Here is a 17,123-nt window from a genome sequence, read left to right as displayed (position 1 = left end):
TGGTATTACTTTTTCTTTTTAGTGCTTTTTTTAGAAGTTTTAAGTACTGGAGTTATTTTCTTTTGTTTCACATAAGGTTTATACAAACCATCTTTTTCAGCTCTCTCTTTGGCTAATTCAGCTCTCTCTTTTGAATCGGGATGAGAACTCATCATTTTATCTAAAAAGGAAGCCTCACTTCCTTCACTCATCTTAGCTAGAATAGAAAAAGCGGAAGAAACAGCATTTACATCGTATCCGTTTTTTTTCATAAAATTATAAGAGTACTCATCTGCTTCAGATTCTTGCTTTCTACTATGTTTACTATCAAGCATTGTACTTCCCAACTTTGCTAATTGACTATCCGTAAGTGCTGCCACTTTATTAGATTGTGAAGCAACCGCATCGATTAACGCTTCTTTTTTGTAAGCTGCTTTCATAGCATCCTGCGAATCATGATTTGCAACATGCCCTATTTCATGACCAATAACAGCTAATAATTCGTTATCATCCATAATATCCATCAATCCAGAATAAACGCGAACACTTCCATCCGCTGTTGCAAATGCATTAACTTCTTTTAAGATATAAACTTTATAGTTTAATATAAATCCGTCTCCTTGAGTGTGTTTCCCAAAAACTTTATTAAGCCTAATAGCATACGGATCTTTTGGACCGGCAATAGTATGCTCTGCATCCATTTTATCTACAGCTGCTTTAGATAAAGCTGCTGCATCAGCATTGCTAAAAGTAAATCCAGCAACTCCTTTTTGAACTGCACCAAGTGCTTTTTCGCCAAAATTAATTTGGGCATTAGCATTTAAAAAACCAATAGTAACAAAAGCTATACTGAACAGTAACGATTTATTTTTCATCTTTTTTAATTTTATTGACCAAATTTAAGACTTTTTACATTTTTGACTTTATGGGATACAGTTAATTATTACAACAAATCATTTCTTAAAAACAAAATCCTACACCCTAATTTCTGCTTTCTTAAATCAACTTTCATTATCTTTGCCATTCGAAAAAAAATGATTTTATGGAAACTGTTTTAGATACTACATTAGCCGTAGGAAAACCAAAATGGCTAAAAGTGAAACTCCCGATTGGTCAAAAATATACTGAGCTTCGTGGCTTAGTTGATAAATATAGCTTAAATACTATTTGTACTTCTGGAAGTTGCCCGAACATGGGTGAATGTTGGGGAGAAGGAACAGCCACATTTATGATTTTAGGAAATGTATGTACCCGATCTTGTGGTTTTTGTGGGGTAAAAACTGGAAGACCAGAAACTGTAGATTGGGATGAACCCGAAAAAGTGGCGCGTTCTATAAAAATAATGAATATCAAACATGCTGTAATTACAAGTGTTGACAGAGATGATCTTAAAGATGGTGGTTCTATCATTTGGATAGAAACCGTAAAAGCCATCAGAAGAATGAATCCTAACACAACTCTTGAAACTTTGATTCCTGATTTTCAAGGAATCGAAAGAAATATAGACCGTATTGTTGAAGCTAATCCTGAAGTTGTTTCGCATAATGTTGAAACAGTGCGCAGGTTGACACGTGAAGTTCGTATACAAGCAAAATATGATCGTAGTTTAGAAGTTTTAAGATACCTAAAAGAAAAAGGAATTAATAGAACAAAATCTGGAATTATGCTTGGTTTAGGTGAAGAAGAAGAAGAAGTTTTTCAAACCATGCGGGATTTATACGAAGCGAATGTAGATATTGTAACCATTGGTCAATATTTACAACCTAGTAAAAAACATTTGCCAGTAAAAGAATTTATAACACCTGAACAATTTGCTAAATACGAAAAATTCGGTTTAGAATTAGGCTTTAGACATGTTGAAAGCGGACCGCTTGTTCGCTCTTCTTATAAAGCACAAAAACATATTCTTTAAAAACTGTTTCAAGTTTAAGGTTACTCAACTTGAAACTTTAGACCTAAAACTTTAAACACAAAAAATTGAAAACAAGAATTGCCATAAATGGTTTTGGAAGAATTGGACGAAATCTGTTTCGATTACTTTTAAACCATCCCAGCATCGAAGTAATTGCCATAAATGATATTGCGGACAATAAAACCATGGCTCATCTTGTAAAATATGACAGCATACATGGTGTTTTACCGTATGTAGTCAGTCATGATGAAACAGGAATTAATGTAGATGGAAAACCGTTTTTGTTTTTTCACGAAAAAAACATTTCAAACTTAGACTGGAAAAGTAATTCGATTGATTATGTAATTGAATCTACAGGGAAATACAAAACCTTTGAAGAGTTAAATGGTCATATTTTGGCTGGAGCCAAAAAAGTAATCCTTTCTGCTCCATCAGAAGTTGACAGCATAAAAACTGTTGTTTTAGGTGTAAATGAGAATATTCTTGACGGAACAGAAACGATACTGTCAAATGCAAGTTGCACCACAAATAATGCCGCTCCAATGATAAAAATAATCGATGAGCTTTGCGGTATTGAACAAGCCTATATTACTACTATTCACTCTTTTACAACAGACCAAAGTCTTCATGACCAACCGCATAAAGATTTGCGTAGAGCAAGAGGAGCTAGTCAATCAATTGTTCCAACAACAACTGGAGCAGCTAAAGCTTTGACAAAAATATTTCCTAAATTACAAAATAAAATAGGCGGTTGTGGTATTCGTGTTCCCGTTCCTGATGGGTCTTTGACTGACATTACATTCAATGTAAAACGGGTGGTTACTATTGAAGAGATAAATGCTGCATTCAAATTAGCATCACAAACAAATTTAAAACAAATATTAGATTATACTGAAGATCCTATCGTGTCCGTAGATGTGATTGGTAACAGAAATTCTTGTATATTTGATGCTCAGCTTACCTCAGTAATTGATAAAATGGTAAAAGTAGTTGGCTGGTATGATAATGAAATTGGATATTCATCACGTCTTATCGATTTAATACTACTGACTAGTGCAAACAAAATTGAAAAAAATTAATTGTAAATGAAATACTTTTTCATTTTTATAGTTTTTTTAAATTCTCATCTGTATTCTCAAACTGAAAAGAAAACAGATAGTATAGCCTTTTATTCTAATTTAGCAGGATATAACATCAAAGTTAGCAATCCAAAAAATGCGGAGTTTTACATTCAAAAAGCGATAACTTTTAGCCGAAAAAACAGTTCTATAGGCGCTCAATCTGCTCTTTTTTATAAGTTAGGAAGAATTTATTTTGACAAAAATTCCTTTGTAAATGCAGACAAATACTTCCATAAAAGTGCTTTCCTTCTTAAAAACGTACCTCCTACTTCAACCTTGGCGGCTACTTATTACTATCTAGGGTTAATCAATATCAAAAAAGAAAATTATACTCTTGCCAAAATTTATTTTGACACCTCTGAGTTTATCTATTATAAATTAAAAATTAAGGACAACTCCGAGTCTTTAAATCTAAAAAAAGGAATTGCATACAAGACCAATGAAAAATACGATTTGGCTGCTAATGCTTTCAAAAAGATAATAAAAAATCAAGACAATTCGAAAAATCTTAAAATTAAAGCCGAAGCGTTTTATCAATTAGGAACTATAAAAAACATTCAAAAAATAAGCGATTCTGCTTTATACTATTTAGAGAACGCTCTAAAAATGAATGAAAAGAATACTAATTTAGAGCAAAAATCAAAAATCATTTTAGCCTTTAGCCAAAGCTATAAAGAAAAGAAAGATTTCGACAGAGCTTATTCCTACTTGGATGAGCACTATCAATTGAAAGACCATATTTATAAAATGAATAGTGCAAAAGCGAATTTAGACGATTTTACTAAATTCAAACAAAAGCAAATTTTAAATACAACTCTTGAAAAACAAAAAGAAAAAAGCGAGGAACAAAAAACCTATAAATACTCCAAACTGATTAACATTTTGGCAATAGCCTTAATTACTATCTTGTCTTTATTGAGTTTATCCCTTTATAAAAACAACATCATCCGAAACGAATCCAATTTATTATTGAAAGAAAAAAATAATGAATTGATTATTGCTAAAAACAAGGCTGAGAAAGCCTCTAAAGCTAGATCTGAATTTCTATCAACAGTAAGTCACGAACTCCGTACTCCATTGAATGCTATTAATGGAATTACACACTTATTATTAGAAGAAAAACCCAAAAAATCCCAACTGAATTATTTGCAATCATTAGAATTTTCTGGAAATTATTTAACCAAATTCATCAATGAAATTCTGGAAATAAACAAGATGGATTCTAATAAAATTGAGATAGAAAACATCCCTTTTAATTTAAAAGAATTATTAGAGAACATTCAAAATTCTCTGAAAGAACTAGCCCATATAAACAACAACCATTTCAATCTTGAAATTGATAATGCTATTCCTAATTATTTGATAGGTGACCCCACTAGGTTGTCCCAAATATTCATGAATTTAATAAACAATGCGTTGAAGTTTACAAAAAACGGAACCGTAACAGTACGTACTAAATTAGAATCCTCTGAAGGAAAGAATGTTTTAATTTATTTTGAAATTGTAGATACCGGAATTGGAATAGCAGCAGACAAATTAGAAACTGTTTTTGATAGTTTTTCACAAGGTTCAATCGAAGTCAATCGAAAATATGGAGGAACTGGGCTTGGATTAACTATCGTCAAAAAGTTAGTTACCCTTTTGGGTGGGGATATAAAACTAGAAAGCACCGTTGGGAAAGGCTCTACTTTTTCATTCAAATTACACTTCAAAATTGGTTCTGCTCCAGTAGTCCTACAAAAGAAAGTAGAAAAATTTAATCCCGATTTGTTAGCGAATAAAAAAATTCTTTTGATTGAAGACAACAAAATCAATCAAATGATTACAAAGAAGATGCTTGAAAATAAAGATATTTTTTGTGAAATAATCGACAATGGTGAAGATGCAATTGAGGCTGCAAGAAACAACAAATATGACTTAATCCTCATGGATGTGCATTTACCAGGAATTAACGGAACAGTAGCCACTAAACAAATCAGAGAATTTGACACTGAAACTCCTATAATTGCGCTTACTGCCATTTCATTACACGAAAACAGAGAAATGCTATTATCTTTTGGTATGAATGATGTTATTACAAAACCTTTTGTACCGAACGATTTCTATACCACAATTTCAAAATATATCTAACGATTTAATTTCTTAAAATCAGTTCCTTAATTAGTTTTCTAACTTCAGGTTCTGCTTTTTTAGCAGCATCTAAAACCTCGTCATGAGAAACAGTATCTATATTGTGTTCATCACCCATATCTGTAATTACTGAAATTCCAAAAGTTTCTATATCCATATGACGCGCCACAATTACTTCAGGCACTGTGGACATACCAACACAATCAGCACCTAAAATTTTAACCATTCGGTATTCTGCCAAAGTTTCAAAGGTTGGACCTTGCAATCCTAAATAAATTCCTTCGTGAACTTCTATATTTAAATCAACTGCAATTTCTTTAGCTCTGGCAATCATTTTTCTAGAATATGGCTCACTCATATTTACAAAACGAGGACCAAAACGTTCATCGTTTTTTCCACGCAAAGGATGCTCTGGTGCCATATTAATATGATCTTTGATAATAACTACAGAACCTACTCTATAATTAGGGTTTACGCCCCCAGAAGCATTTGATACAATTAGTTTTGTGACGCCTAAATACTTCATAACACGAACTGGAAAAGTAACTTCTTTCATGGAATATCCTTCATAAAAATGAAACCTTCCTTGCATAGCGACAACTTTCTTGTCTTTGATTGTTCCAAAAACCAAAGCCCCTTTATGACCTTGAACTGTTGAAACAGGAAAATTTGGAATTTCGTTGTAAGGTAAAGTAAATTCAACTTTCATTTCCTCTGTAAAACTACCTAAACCAGAACCTAAAATAACTCCGTATTCTGGATCAGAATTAATTTTACTTTTTATATAACTAACAGTTTCTTGAACTTTATCCCACATTTTTAATTATTTATTTAATTAACTATCAAATTCAGACTGCATATCGCTTATAAATCAGAGATATGTCTAGTCACAATTTACTACTTTTCCTATCAAATGTAGAAAAATTATAGGAGTTAAGATAATTTTTACAAAAAAGAAAAGATATATTTTAGATTCAACCTCAGAAAGAACTACTACATCCAGCAAACACTAAAAAAAGCTATTACTGATAAGTCCTTTAAGAATAATTACAATTAAAAATCATCGTCATTGTCAGGATTTACTTCTTCTTCCTTTGCTTTTTTGAAATCATTATTTAAGAAATGAGTGTAGTCTTTTTTATCCTTTTGATTTTTCTTGATAACCAATACAATCAAAACAATTAAACCAATTAAGATAATGCTCAATATTGTCCAATCTATTTCCATAGCTTTTTATTTAAATAGTAATTTTAAAAAAGTAATCTCAATCACTTAAAATTGATTTTTAGAGATTTAAAAAAAGTCTGTATTTAGTATTTATATGCTTTTTTTGAGTTATCAGCCTTCGCTTGGTCGTTAATATGAAAATTATGTAGTATTTTTTCCAGCCTTAGGTAAGGTTTTATTAAGTCCTGTTATTTTTTTATTCTTTTGCCAGTATGTTTGGTTTAGCGTTTTTATAAAGTTGTCAAGTTCATCTGATACCGTTTTAATATAACCTATATATTCTTTGAAATTAATCTCATTATATTTCTCATTTTCAATTATGTTAGTTAACCCTAAAAGATTAGCCACAGGTTTTCTCACAACATGCGAAAGGTCATACATAACCTGCTCCATAGCTTTTTCATATTCTATAAGACTCGTTACATTTTGAATGGTGCCATACCAAATAACAGATCCGTCTTTTGCTTTTTCAGGTAAAGCTCTACCCAAATGCCATTCCGTTTTATTTTCAGAAACCATGACTTTATAGGCGATATGCGATTCCGTAAGATTGGTGAATGAATCGTCAATACTTTGTTTTACGTGAGACAAATCATCAGGATGAATAAAATCAAAAAACAATTCTGGAGATTCTTTTAAAAGATCTGATTTAAAATTTGGAAGTCTACTATTAATTCCTTTGCTCAAAAAATCAAATTTCATCTTTCCTTTTTTCGACATTTTTAACTGGAAGATTACACAAGGAGCTGAGTCTGTTAGTTTTTTTAATTTGAGTGCGTTTAATTCTATATTGTCATTTTGCAGAAGAATCAACTTTCTTGAATTAAGATAGTCCATTGCTTTTTTGGATAGAATTTGCAAGGCTCTTTTTTGAACCTCAGTAATTTTTTTTGGTTGGGTATCAACTACACAAATAGTTCCTAAAACATACCCTTTTGGAGTGACTAGCGGTGCTCCAGCATAAAAACGAATTGCATTATCTCCTTTCGTAAAAGGATTATCAATAAACTTCCTATCTAATTGCGCATCCTCAACCACAAAAACTTCTTTTGGATTATTCAATGCATGTTGACAGAAAGAATTCTGCCTGACAACTTCTTCTATATCAAAACCATATTTTGATTTGTGCCAAGTACGTTCTTTGTCAACCATTGTGATTAATGACATAGGAGTATTACAAATTACAGATGCAATTTCTGCCAATTCATCTAACGCTACTTCAGGTTTGGTATCAAGTATATGGTAGCGGTATAATTCTTTTAATCTTGATTGCTCGGTCATATTCACAATTGATTAGTAGTTAAATAAATGCCAATACCACAGTTTATTTATAACTTTGGGGCTAATCGTAAATTTACTAAAAATTTACTTTTTGTAAATCATTTTTAGGTTTTTGTTAACTCATTTCCTTTAGTTGTATATTATTAAAAACCACAAGCTAATTTTAATTAGGTTATTAAAAATAATTAGAGAAATACACCCAATTAAAAAACTAAAAATGAATTATTTATATACATATTTGTCGTACTAGTTCGACATGTTTATATAGCTTTCGATTATTTAAACTTAAATATAATTGCCAAACTGCATATCTATTTACAGGAGTTATTTGCCTATAAAACAAGAATAAATTAGGTATTTTTAATTATAATTATTAAATTTAATATTGAAATTGAATCTATAAACAATGCCAAATGTTTTGCCCCCCCAATAAAACAATTGCTATCTAAACGAAAAATAATGGCCTACCATAATCCAATTAGTTATCAAAAAATATTTGAACTAATTCCAGATTTATATCTCATTTTATCTACAGATTTAATAATCTTAGATGTCAATCATTCCTACGAAAAAGCTTCTTTGAAAAAAAAGGAAGAAATCGTTGGTTGTAAATTATTTGATGTTTTTCCAGATAATCCTGAGGACGAAACGGCTACTGGCGTTTCTAATTTGTCCCAATCCCTAAATTATGTTTTGACACAAAAAGAGCCACATACTATGGCTGTTCAAAAATATGACATTCAAACACCCGAAGGAAACTTTGAAGCTCGCTACTGGAGCCCCTTAAATATTCCTGTATTAAATTCAAAAAATGAAATTGAGTATATCATTCATCGCGTTCAAGATGTAACCAGTTACATGTCATTAAAAAATGAACAAGAAATAAGTGAGATATTAACTGCCGGTTTACAGAAAAAAGTAAACGATATGGAAGTTGAAATCATCCAGCGTTCGAAAGAAATACAAAAACTAAATTTTGAATTAGAAAAAAAGGTTAAAGAAAGAACGGAAACACTCTTAAAAAGAGAAATCACATTAGCCGAGCAAAACAGAAAATTACAAAATCAAAATAAAGAACTCGAACAATTTACTTATATAACCTCACATGATCTTCAAGAACCCTTGCGCTCTTTAGTCAGTTTTTCAGAACTTCTTGAAAAAGAATTCTCAAGCGAACTTGAAGGTAATGGTTCTATATATATCGATTTTATATCTAAATCGTCAAAACGGATGCAAACCTTAGTCAAAGGATTGCTTGATTACTCCCGAATAGGCAATAACAAAGAATTGATCGAAACGGATTGTAATCAAATCCTGAATGATGTACTTACTGATATGACCATCGTTATCAAAGAAAGCGGTGCTAAAATTAACCTAGATAAATTACCTACTTTAAAGTGTTATCCTACAGAGATACGACAATTGTTTCAAAATCTCATCAGCAATGCCATCAAATTCAGAAAAAAAGACAGCATCCCTGAAATCAAAATATCGGCTATCGAAGATGAAAAAAATTGGACTTTTTCAGTACAAGACAATGGTATCGGTATTGATCAAAAAGACATGCATAAATTATTTGTTATCTTTAAAAGACTTCATGACCGTGACGAATATGACGGAACCGGAATAGGTTTGGCACATTGCAAAAAAATTGTAACATTGCATGGTGGTACAATATGGGCTGATTCAGAACTAGGCAAAAAAAGCGTGTTCAATTTCACTATTCCTAAATTATAAAACTTTATGAAAAAAAAATTAAACTGTGTTTTATTAATTGACGATGATAAAGGAACCAACTTTATCAATCAAATGATTATCAAAAAAGCGGGAATAACAGATCATATTCAAACTGTTCTAAATGGTAAAGAAGCTATTGATTTTATAACCAATAAAGGTAAATTTGAAAAAGATGACGATGTGTATCCACAACCTATGCTAACTTTATTGGACATCAATATGCCTGTTATGGATGGTTGGGAATTTCTGGAGGTTTACCACCAATTAGAAGAACACCAAAAAGGAAAAATAATTATCGTAATGTTAACCACTTCGCTTAATCCTGACGACAAAAAACGAGCGCAAGGAATTGACGATGTTTCCGATTTTAAGAACAAACCTTTATCGCTAGAAACAATTAGCAACATCATGGAAACCCATTTTCCAGATTTTCTCTAAACAAAAAATGAATACTTTTTTTAAAGTATTCATACAATCAATTATAAGAATAAGATAAATGATTTAAACCAACAATAAATAATTATTATAATAACTACTTAAGTCTTTCTACAAAATTCTGAATGCTTTCATCAAAACTATTTCCGCCAGAAACAAAGCTACTTCGTATGGGCAAATAATATAATTGTGCTGCTAAAACAGAATCTTTTAACCGAACATAATCCTTCTCAGTAGTAATAATAATTTTATGCTTCGCCTTTTCTTTTATTTCTAAAATATCTTTTTCGGTAAAATGATAATGATCTGGATAAGTCAAAATTTCTTGATTGTTAACTTCTGATTTCAAAAATTCAAAAAAAGGTTCCGGCTTAGCAATTCCAGCTAAAAGTAATTTATCATTATTCCTTATTTCTTCAACCTTCATCGTTTTGTCTTCCGAAAAAATGGAATCATCATAATCGATAAACGAAAAATACAATTCTTGGCTTGGAGTTAGTTTAAGTTTTGCTTTAATTTCATTTTGCTCGTCAAGCGAAAGATTAGCAGGACATTTTGTAACAACCACAACATTCGCTCTTTTTGCCCCAGTTCGGCTTTCGCGCAAATTCCCTGTTGGCAATATATAGTCATCTGAATACAAATCACCATAAGAAGTCAACAAAATATAAAAACCAGCCTTAACTTTTCGATGTTGAAAGGCATCATCTAACAGGATAATTTCGGGTTTTTCTTTTTGCGAAAGCAAGTGTTCAATACCATTTTTTCTATCAGCATCAACGGCAACTTGTATTCCCGGAAATTTTTGGTAAAACTGAAAAGGTTCATCCCCAAGAACCATAGCATTTGATGTTGAATCGGCTAAAACAAACCCTTCCGACTGCCTTTTATATCCACGGCTTAGTGTTGCAATTTTATATTTACCAGAAAGTAACCGAATTAAATATTCAATTTGAGGCGTTTTTCCTGTACCACCAACGCTTAGATTCCCAACCGCTATAATAGGTAAATCAAAAGAATAGGATTTTAAAATCCCTATATCAAAAAGAAAATTACGAATACTAGTAACCAAACCATATAAAATGGCAAATGGAAACAGTATTTTTCGCAGTAAATTCATTTTACGAAAGTAGAATATTTTATCTTTGAAATATAATTTTTTGTTTCATTTGTTTAATGTTGAAAGTTGCTCAACCTTGAACTTTAAACCTTAAACTTTAAACTAAAATCAATGAAAATTAAAGAAATAATTTCTGTACTCGAAGAAATGGCTCCTCTTGCCTATGCTGAAGATTTTGATAATGTAGGGTTACTCGTAGGAGATCAGGAAACAGAAGCAACTGGTGTTTTAGTTTGTCATGACGCATTAGAAAGCGTTATTGAAGAGGCAATTAGCAAAAATTGCAATTTGGTTGTTTGCTTCCACCCTATATTATTTTCAGGCTTAAAGAAAATCACGGGTAAAAATTATGTGGAACGTTCCATTATTAAAGCCATAAAAAATGACATCGCTATTTACTCCGTTCATACCGCTTTAGATAATCATCAAGAAGGTGTCAATAAAATATTCTGTGACGCTTTAGGATTAAAAAACACTAAGATTTTGATTCCAAAGCAAAACTTCATCAGAAAATTAGTCACTTATACCATTCCTGAAAATGCCGAAGAAGTTCGAAATGCACTTTTTGATGCCGGTGCTGGAATGATTGGAAATTATGAAAATTGCAGCTTCAATTCAAAGGGAATTGGAACCTACATGGGAAATGAGCATAGCAATCCTCAAGTTGGAGAACGATTTGAATTTGTTCAAGGCGATGAAATAAAAATTGAAGTTACTTTTGAAAAACATTTAGAAAGCAAAATCTTACAATCACTTTTTAAGAGCCATGCTTATGAGGAAGTAGCCTATGAAATTTACGAATTACAAAATTCTCATCAAAATATTGGTCTTGGAATGATAGGAGAACTCGAAACACCAGTTGATGAAAAAGATTTTTTATTGAATGTCAAAGACAAAATGCTATCCGATGGAATTCGTCATTCTGCCTTTACAGGAAAAAAAATAAAAAAAGTAGCTGTGCTTGGTGGAGCTGGAAGTTTTGCTATAAAAAACGCAATTCAAGCTGGTGCAGATGCTTTTTTGACTGCCGATTTGAAATATCATCAGTTTTATGAAGCCGAAAACAAGTTACTTTTGGCAGATATTGGACATTTTGAAAGCGAACGCTATACAAAAAATTATATTGTTGACTTTCTTCGGAAAAAAATCCTTAATTTTGCATTCATTTTATCAGAAGAAAATACAAATCCAGTTAAGTACTTATAGAATATGGCGAATACGAAAGAATTAAGTGTTGAGGACAAGTTAAGAGCAATTTACGATTTACAACTTATTGACTCTAGAATTGACGAAATCAGAAACGTAAGAGGAGAACTTCCTTTAGAAGTGGAAGATTTAGAAGATGAAGTTGCTGGCTTAAGCACCCGTTCAGAAAAATTAAAAAGTGATCTCGAAGTAATCGAAGACCTTATCAAGGTAAAGAAAAATGCTATTGATGAGCACAAAGAGGCCATCAAAAAATACACCAAACAACAAGAAAGTGTTCGTAACAATAGAGAATTTAATTCTTTGACTAAAGAAGTTGAATTTCAAGAATTAGAAATTCAATTGGCTGAAAAGCAAATCAAAGAAATGAAAGCTTCTATGGAACACAAGAAAGAGATTATTGCTAACTCTAAAGAAAAATTAGAAGCAAAATCTTCACACTTGAAACATAAAAAATCTGAATTAGATGCTATCATGGCTGAAACTCAGAAAGAAGAATTATTCTTGTCTGAAAAATCAGCAGAATTTGAAGCTCAAATCGAAGAAAGATTATTAGCAGCTTACAAAAGAATCAGAAGCAGTGTTCGTAATGGTTTAGCAGTTGTATCAATTGAAAGAGGCGCTTCGGCTGGTTCTTTCTTTACAATTCCTCCACAAACACAAGTAGAAATTGCTTCAAGAAAGAAAATCATTACTGATGAACATTCAGGAAGAATATTAGTCGACAGCGCACTGGCCGACGAAGAAAAAGAAAAAATGGAAAATTTGTTTTCTAAATTTTAAGTATATTTAAGCCTCCCTAATCGGAGGCTTTTTTATTATGAAAAACATACTCTTTTTTATATTCACGAAATCTTTAGGATTATACATCAACTCATTAAGTTTTGTATTTCCTAAAAAAGCCTCACGACTTGCCTATGCTTTTTTTAGCGAACCTAGAGTAGGACGATTGTCAAAAAATAAGCTTCCAAAAATTCTACAAGAAGCAGAAACAAATACCTTCGTTCATGAAGACCATACTTTTCAAACCTATACCTGGAAAGGAAGTGAAACAACTGTTTTATTAGTTCATGGATGGGAAAGTAATGCTTCACGTTGGGAAAATTTTATCCCTTATTTAAAAAAATCTGGCGTTACAATTATTGCCATTGACGGGCCAGCTCATGGATTGTCTAGCGGTAAAGAATTTAGCATTCCAAAATACGCAGAATTCATCCATATTGCTGTCGAAAAGTTCAAACCTCAATTTCTAGTAGGACATTCAATTGGAGGAAAAACCATTTTATATTACCAATCCATTTATCAAAATGACGCTGTAAAAAAAATGGTGATTTTAGGAGCACCGAGTGATTTCAATATTATTTTAAATAATTATATTTCGTTATTAAGTTTAAATCAAAAAATATCTAAAGAATTAGAAGCCCATTATTTAAAAAGTTTCAAACTCAATTTAGACCATTTTACGGGAAAATTATTTGCCTCAAAAATTAATACAAAAGGGCTCATAGCCCATGATATCGAAGACACAGTCGTTTTGTTTGACGAAGCAAAAAAAATAGCTAGCAGCTGGAAAAATGCTGATTTCATTGAAACTAAAGGCCTCGGGCATAGTATGCATGATGATGACTTGTACAAAAAAATTTCATTCTTTTTATTTGAATCGAAATAGAACTATCAAACATTGAAAATCTACGACTATTCATTATTTTTTCAAATAAGCACATACCCGATTAAACAATTTAGTACTACTTTTGCAACATGGAAGAAAATCTAAAACGTCTCAATAAATTCATTGGTGAAACAGGGTATTGTTCGCGTCGTGAAGCCGATAAAATTATTGAAGAAGGTCGTGTAACTATAAATGGAGTTGTTCCAGAATTAGGAACAAAAGTTTCTCCTGATGACGAAGTACGCATTGATGGGAAGTTAATTCGTGAAAAAACAGAAAAACCTGTCTATCTAGCCTTCAATAAACCTGTAGGAATTGAATGTACCACTAACCTAGAGGTACGTAATAATATTGTAGATTATATCAACTACCCAAAACGTATCTTTCCAATTGGGCGATTAGACAAAGCCAGTGAAGGGTTAATCTTCATGACTAATGATGGTGATATTGTAAACAAAATACTTAGAGCCAGAAACAATCACGAAAAAGAATATACCGTTACGGTAAACAAACCTATAACGGATCGTTTTATTGAAAGAATGGGAAATGGTGTTCCCATTTTAGATACTGTTACTCGAAAATGTAAAGTCGAACAAATTAGCAAATATATTTTTAAGATAATTTTGACTCAAGGTTTAAACCGCCAAATTCGTAGAATGTGTGAATATTTAGGATATGAAGTTACCGCTTTGAAACGCATCCGAATTATCAATATTTCTCTTGATGTTCCTGTAGGGCGTTATCGCGATTTAACCGATGCTGAAATCAAAGAGCTGAATCAATTGATTGAACCTTCGAGTAAAACAGAAGAAGCCAGTTTACCTAAAGCAGAAAATCCAAAAAGAAGAACCGAATTCATCAAAAGAGATGACCCTCGATTTAAGAAAAGAGGCGATTATTAAATAAAAAAAATCCCATCATACGATGGGATTTTTTTATTTTTATTTTCTAGCGCTTCGCATTTTTCGTGCTAAAAGCGTATTTTGTAATAACATGGCAATAGTCATTGGACCAACACCTCCAGGAACTGGTGTTATAAAAGAAGATTTTTTACTTACACCATCAAAATCAACATCTCCAGTAATTACATATCCTTTTGGATGTGAAGCGTCTTCAACTCTAGTGATACCTACATCAATTACAACAACACCATCTTTTACCATATCCGCTTTAAGATAATTTGGAACCCCTAGTGCCGTAATGATAATATCTGCATTTTTTGTAAACTCTTCAATATTTTTGGTTCTACTATGAGTTAATGTTACCGTTGAATCACCAGGATATCCTTTACGACTCATCAAGATACTCATAGGACGACCTACAATATGACTACGTCCAATAACTACAGTATGTTTACCCGCAGTTTCTACTTTGTAACGCTCCAATAATTGCATAATTCCAAACGGTGTAGCTGGTAAAAATGTTTCCATTTCCAAAGCCATTTTCCCAAAATTTGTAGGATGAAAACCATCTACATCTTTGTCAGGATCAACAGCCATAAGGATTTTTTGTTCATCAATATGCTTCGGTAATGGCAACTGTACGATGTAGCCATCTAAGTTATCATCTTGGTTTAACTCCGCAATCTTTTCTAGCAATTCCGCTTCGGTAATAGTTTCAGGCAAGCTTACTAATGTTGATTCGAAGCCAATTTGTTGACAAGAACGAACCTTACTTCCTACATAAGTCAAGCTAGCTCCATTATTACCTACTATTACAGCTGCTAAATGAGGTACTTTTTCCCCGTTTTTTTTCATCTGTAGCACTTCGGCTGCGATTTCATTTTTAATGTCTTCTGATGTTTTTTTACCGTCTAGTAGTTGCATTTCTTCTTGTTTAAAATGTTTAAAGTTTAAAGTTTAAGTTTTATAAACTTAAACAAAAACTCTTAAATATTGATAGTATAATGTGTTTCAAAACTGATTTACTGAACACTATTTTTTTTATCTCATTCCTCCAGGCATACCACCAGGCATTCCTTTCATTCCACCCATCATTTTCATAAGATTTTTTCCCCCTGGCCCTTGCATCATCTTCATCATTTTGCTCATTTGATCAAACTGTTTCATCAATTGATTTACTTGCTCAATTTTAGTACCAGAACCTTTTGCAATTCTAGCCTTTCTTTTTACATCAATAATGGCTGGTTTACTTCTTTCTACAGGAGTCATAGAATGAATAATAGCTTCTATATGTTTGAAAGCATCATCTTCAATTTGTACATCTTTCATGGCTTTTGAAGCACCTGGTATCATTCCTACCAAATCCTTCATATTACCCATTTTTTTAACTTGTTGAATTTGAGACAAGAAATCATCAAAACCAAATTCATTTTTAGCGATTTTTTTTTGGATTTTTCTTGCTTCTTCTTCATCAAATTGTTCTTGTGCTCTTTCTACCAAAGACACAACGTCACCCATACCAAGTATACGTTCCGCCATACGAACAGGATAGAACACATCAATAGCTTCCATTTTTTCACCTGTTCCAACAAATTTAATAGGCTTATTAACTACTGATTTAATAGAAATAGCTGCTCCACCTCGAGTATCACCATCTAATTTAGTAAGGATAACTCCATCAAAATTTAGTCTATCATTGAATGTTTTAGCAGTATTTACAGCATCTTGACCCGTCATGGCATCAACCACAAATAAAGTCTCTTGAGGTTGAATAGCTTTATGAACACGTTCAATTTCGTTCATCATTTCTTCGTCAACTGCTAAACGACCTGCAGTATCGACAATCACTACATTGAATCCATTTGCTTTTGCATGTTTGATTGCATTTTGAGCAATTTCTACTGGATTTTTATTTTCAGGTTCTGAGTAAACCTCAACTCCTATTGAATCTCCAACTACATATAACTGTTGTATCGCAGCAGGACGGTATATATCACAAGCAACCAAAAGTGGTTTTTTGTTCTTTTTTGTTTGTAAATAATTAGCTAATTTTCCAGAAAAAGTAGTCTTACCAGACCCTTGTAAACCTGACATCAAAATAACCGTCGGTGTTCCTGAAAGATTAATTCCAGCAACATCACCACCCATTAATTCCGTCAATTCATCTTTAACTAACTTTACCAATAATTGTCCTGGTTGAAGTGTTGTTAATACATCTTGACCAATCGCTTTTTCTTTTACTTTGGTAGTAAAATCTTTAGCTATTTTAAAGTTAACATCGGCATCAAGTAAGGCTCTTCTAACTTCTTTCAAAGTTTCAGCAACGTTTACTTCGGTGATTTTTCCGTGTCCTTTTAATATATGAAAGGCTTTATCTAATTTATCGCTTAAATTATCAAACATC

16 protein-coding genes are annotated in these 17,123 nt (G+C 32.0%); 9 read left to right on the top strand and 7 right to left on the bottom strand.

Annotated features, from left to right (window positions below; genetic code table 11):
* Positions 1-5: 5 nt before the first annotated feature.
* Entirely contained in the window at positions 6-854 is an 849-nt protein-coding gene (locus tag C8C88_RS09205; RefSeq protein WP_121337803.1) for a M48 family metalloprotease, read from the bottom strand.
* A gap of 167 nt (positions 855-1,021) precedes the next feature.
* On the opposite strand from C8C88_RS09205, the gene lipA reads away from it, so the two are divergent.
* From lipA to C8C88_RS09190, 3 genes are all read left to right on the top strand, one after another.
* The gene (lipA, locus tag C8C88_RS09200; RefSeq protein ID WP_121337802.1) at positions 1,022-1,891 is read left to right on the top strand and encodes a lipoyl synthase; all 870 of its coding nucleotides are present in this window, start codon (positions 1,022-1,024) and stop codon (positions 1,889-1,891) included.
* Positions 1,892-1,956: 65 nt separating this feature from the next.
* Positions 1,957-2,970 (top strand): type I glyceraldehyde-3-phosphate dehydrogenase, encoded by a 1,014-nt coding sequence (gene gap / locus C8C88_RS09195; RefSeq protein ID WP_121337801.1) that lies wholly within the window; start codon positions 1,957-1,959, stop codon positions 2,968-2,970.
* A gap of 6 nt (positions 2,971-2,976) precedes the next feature.
* Positions 2,977-5,142, top strand: a complete 2,166-nt coding sequence (locus tag C8C88_RS09190; protein ID WP_121337800.1) for an ATP-binding protein — start codon at positions 2,977-2,979, stop codon at positions 5,140-5,142.
* 4 nt (positions 5,143-5,146) lie between these two features.
* Here the strand turns inward: C8C88_RS09190 and C8C88_RS09185 are convergent, their stop codons facing one another.
* From C8C88_RS09185 to C8C88_RS09180, 3 genes are all read right to left on the bottom strand, one after another.
* Positions 5,147-5,959: a purine-nucleoside phosphorylase gene (locus C8C88_RS09185; RefSeq protein ID WP_121337799.1), complete on the bottom strand. Its 813-nt coding sequence runs from the start codon at positions 5,957-5,959 to the stop codon at positions 5,147-5,149.
* A gap of 236 nt (positions 5,960-6,195) precedes the next feature.
* Complete coding sequence (locus tag C8C88_RS12940) at positions 6,196-6,369, bottom strand: hypothetical protein (RefSeq protein ID WP_199711404.1); 174 nt, start codon at positions 6,367-6,369, stop codon at positions 6,196-6,198.
* A 141-nt stretch (positions 6,370-6,510) separates the two neighbouring features.
* Entirely contained in the window at positions 6,511-7,650 is a 1,140-nt protein-coding gene (locus C8C88_RS09180) for a GAF domain-containing protein (protein WP_121337798.1), read from the bottom strand.
* A 459-nt stretch (positions 7,651-8,109) separates the two neighbouring features.
* Here C8C88_RS09180 and C8C88_RS09175 point away from each other — a divergent pair, with 459 nt between their 5' ends.
* Positions 8,110-9,387: an ATP-binding protein gene (locus tag C8C88_RS09175; RefSeq protein WP_121337797.1), complete on the top strand. Its 1,278-nt coding sequence runs from the start codon at positions 8,110-8,112 to the stop codon at positions 9,385-9,387.
* 6 nt (positions 9,388-9,393) lie between these two features.
* Positions 9,394-9,825: a response regulator gene (locus tag C8C88_RS09170; RefSeq protein ID WP_121337796.1), complete on the top strand. Its 432-nt coding sequence runs from the start codon at positions 9,394-9,396 to the stop codon at positions 9,823-9,825.
* Between the two features lie 94 nt (positions 9,826-9,919).
* Here C8C88_RS09170 and lpxK read toward each other — a convergent pair whose 3' ends face one another.
* Positions 9,920-10,942 carry a tetraacyldisaccharide 4'-kinase gene (lpxK, locus tag C8C88_RS09165; protein WP_121337795.1) on the bottom strand — a complete coding sequence of 341 codons (1,023 nt, stop codon included), beginning with the start codon at positions 10,940-10,942 and terminating at the stop codon, positions 9,920-9,922.
* Positions 10,943-11,053: 111 nt separating this feature from the next.
* On the opposite strand from lpxK, the gene C8C88_RS09160 reads away from it, so the two are divergent.
* The 4 genes from C8C88_RS09160 to rluF all read left to right on the top strand — a co-directional run bounded on the left by C8C88_RS09160 (position 11,054) and on the right by rluF (position 14,719).
* Positions 11,054-12,148, top strand: coding sequence for a Nif3-like dinuclear metal center hexameric protein (locus C8C88_RS09160; RefSeq protein ID WP_121337794.1), 1,095 nt, complete (start codon positions 11,054-11,056; stop codon positions 12,146-12,148).
* Between the two features lie 3 nt (positions 12,149-12,151).
* On the top strand, positions 12,152-12,931 hold the full coding sequence (locus tag C8C88_RS09155; RefSeq protein WP_121337793.1) for a zinc ribbon domain-containing protein: 780 nt from the start codon (positions 12,152-12,154) through the stop codon (positions 12,929-12,931).
* A 37-nt stretch (positions 12,932-12,968) separates the two neighbouring features.
* Positions 12,969-13,817 (top strand): alpha/beta fold hydrolase, encoded by an 849-nt coding sequence (locus tag C8C88_RS09150; RefSeq protein WP_121337792.1) that lies wholly within the window; start codon positions 12,969-12,971, stop codon positions 13,815-13,817.
* 89 nt (positions 13,818-13,906) lie between these two features.
* A complete protein-coding gene (gene rluF, locus C8C88_RS09145; RefSeq protein ID WP_121337791.1) occupies positions 13,907-14,719 on the top strand; it encodes a 23S rRNA pseudouridine(2604) synthase RluF in 813 nt (270 codons plus the stop codon).
* A 39-nt stretch (positions 14,720-14,758) separates the two neighbouring features.
* Here the strand turns inward: rluF and C8C88_RS09140 are convergent, their stop codons facing one another.
* Both C8C88_RS09140 and ffh read right to left on the bottom strand, forming a co-directional pair.
* A complete protein-coding gene (locus tag C8C88_RS09140) occupies positions 14,759-15,643 on the bottom strand; it encodes a bifunctional 5,10-methylenetetrahydrofolate dehydrogenase/5,10-methenyltetrahydrofolate cyclohydrolase (RefSeq protein ID WP_121337790.1) in 885 nt (294 codons plus the stop codon).
* A 117-nt stretch (positions 15,644-15,760) separates the two neighbouring features.
* Positions 15,761-17,122: a signal recognition particle protein gene (ffh, locus tag C8C88_RS09135; protein WP_121337789.1), complete on the bottom strand. Its 1,362-nt coding sequence runs from the start codon at positions 17,120-17,122 to the stop codon at positions 15,761-15,763.
* Between the last annotated feature and the right edge of the window lies 1 nt (position 17,123).

This window comes from Flavobacterium sp. 123 (genome assembly GCF_003634825.1).
Classification (GTDB): Bacteria; Bacteroidota; Bacteroidia; order Flavobacteriales; family Flavobacteriaceae; genus Flavobacterium.
Note: the sequence above shows the minus strand (reverse complement) of the source record. Positions and strands in the feature narration are given on the sequence as shown.

What these genes read in the sequence shown, in the direction of transcription:
- C8C88_RS09205 (WP_121337803.1), bottom strand. Translation starts at nt 854, where the DNA reads ATGAAAAATAAATCGTTACTGTTCAGTATAGCTTTTGTTACTATTGGT.
- lipA (WP_121337802.1), top strand. Translation starts at nt 1,022, where the DNA reads ATGGAAACTGTTTTAGATACTACATTAGCCGTAGGAAAACCAAAATGG.
- C8C88_RS09190 (WP_121337800.1), top strand. Translation starts at nt 2,977, where the DNA reads ATGAAATACTTTTTCATTTTTATAGTTTTTTTAAATTCTCATCTGTAT.
- C8C88_RS09185 (WP_121337799.1), bottom strand. Translation starts at nt 5,959, where the DNA reads ATGTGGGATAAAGTTCAAGAAACTGTTAGTTATATAAAAAGTAAAATT.
- C8C88_RS12940 (WP_199711404.1), bottom strand. Translation starts at nt 6,369, where the DNA reads ATGGAAATAGATTGGACAATATTGAGCATTATCTTAATTGGTTTAATT.
- C8C88_RS09180 (WP_121337798.1), bottom strand. Translation starts at nt 7,650, where the DNA reads ATGACCGAGCAATCAAGATTAAAAGAATTATACCGCTACCATATACTT.
- C8C88_RS09175 (WP_121337797.1), top strand. Translation starts at nt 8,110, where the DNA reads ATGGCCTACCATAATCCAATTAGTTATCAAAAAATATTTGAACTAATT.
- C8C88_RS09170 (WP_121337796.1), top strand. Translation starts at nt 9,394, where the DNA reads ATGAAAAAAAAATTAAACTGTGTTTTATTAATTGACGATGATAAAGGA.
- lpxK (WP_121337795.1), bottom strand. Translation starts at nt 10,942, where the DNA reads ATGAATTTACTGCGAAAAATACTGTTTCCATTTGCCATTTTATATGGT.
- C8C88_RS09160 (WP_121337794.1), top strand. Translation starts at nt 11,054, where the DNA reads ATGAAAATTAAAGAAATAATTTCTGTACTCGAAGAAATGGCTCCTCTT.
- C8C88_RS09155 (WP_121337793.1), top strand. Translation starts at nt 12,152, where the DNA reads ATGGCGAATACGAAAGAATTAAGTGTTGAGGACAAGTTAAGAGCAATT.
- C8C88_RS09150 (WP_121337792.1), top strand. Translation starts at nt 12,969, where the DNA reads ATGAAAAACATACTCTTTTTTATATTCACGAAATCTTTAGGATTATAC.
- rluF (WP_121337791.1), top strand. Translation starts at nt 13,907, where the DNA reads ATGGAAGAAAATCTAAAACGTCTCAATAAATTCATTGGTGAAACAGGG.
- C8C88_RS09140 (WP_121337790.1), bottom strand. Translation starts at nt 15,643, where the DNA reads ATGCAACTACTAGACGGTAAAAAAACATCAGAAGACATTAAAAATGAA.
- ffh (WP_121337789.1), bottom strand. Translation starts at nt 17,122, where the DNA reads ATGTTTGATAATTTAAGCGATAAATTAGATAAAGCCTTTCATATATTA.